Annotated in this window: 1 pseudogene; it reads right to left on the bottom strand. The window is 68.7% G+C overall.

The window, feature by feature from the left end:
• Positions 1-324: pseudogene (locus RNB18_RS51770) on the bottom strand (hypothetical protein); the annotation flags it as partial.
• Positions 325-460: the final 136 nt, after the last annotated feature.

Here is a 460-nt window from a genome sequence, read left to right as displayed (position 1 = left end):
GTCCTTCTTCCGCTCCCAGGCTCCGGTGTCGAGGACGCACACGCCCTTCTCCGGGCACAGCCGCTGTGCTTCCTGGCGGATCTGTGGTTCCGCCGGCGCCGGGTAGACCGGTACGCCGAGGTCTGCCCGGCTCGCATGGACGTACAGGGTGCCGTGCTCCCCTTCTCCCGGCACATCCGTGTCGATGCCGACACAGGGCACGCCGTACGACTTCCAGTGAGCGAGGAGGTAGGCGAGCATCGTCGACTTGCCCGCGCCACCCTTTCCGATGAAGGCAACCCGGCGGCCCCCGGAGGGCAGCACCGGCACGGGGCGAGGATTCATGGCACCGGACGGTACAGCCCCGCCGCGTGATCGAGAGGCCCGACCGGTACCAATGCGGACAGGTTGTACGACAGCCGACCCGATCGGCTCCGGTCCGGTCGCCAATTGGCGACTGGTGACCAGTGCGGGTCAGGGA

The sequence above is a fragment of the Streptomyces doebereineriae genome (assembly GCF_031845645.1).
GTDB classification, from domain to species: Bacteria; Actinomycetota; Actinomycetes; order Streptomycetales; family Streptomycetaceae; genus Streptomyces; species Streptomyces canus.
Note: the sequence above shows the minus strand (reverse complement) of the source record. Positions and strands in the feature narration are given on the sequence as shown.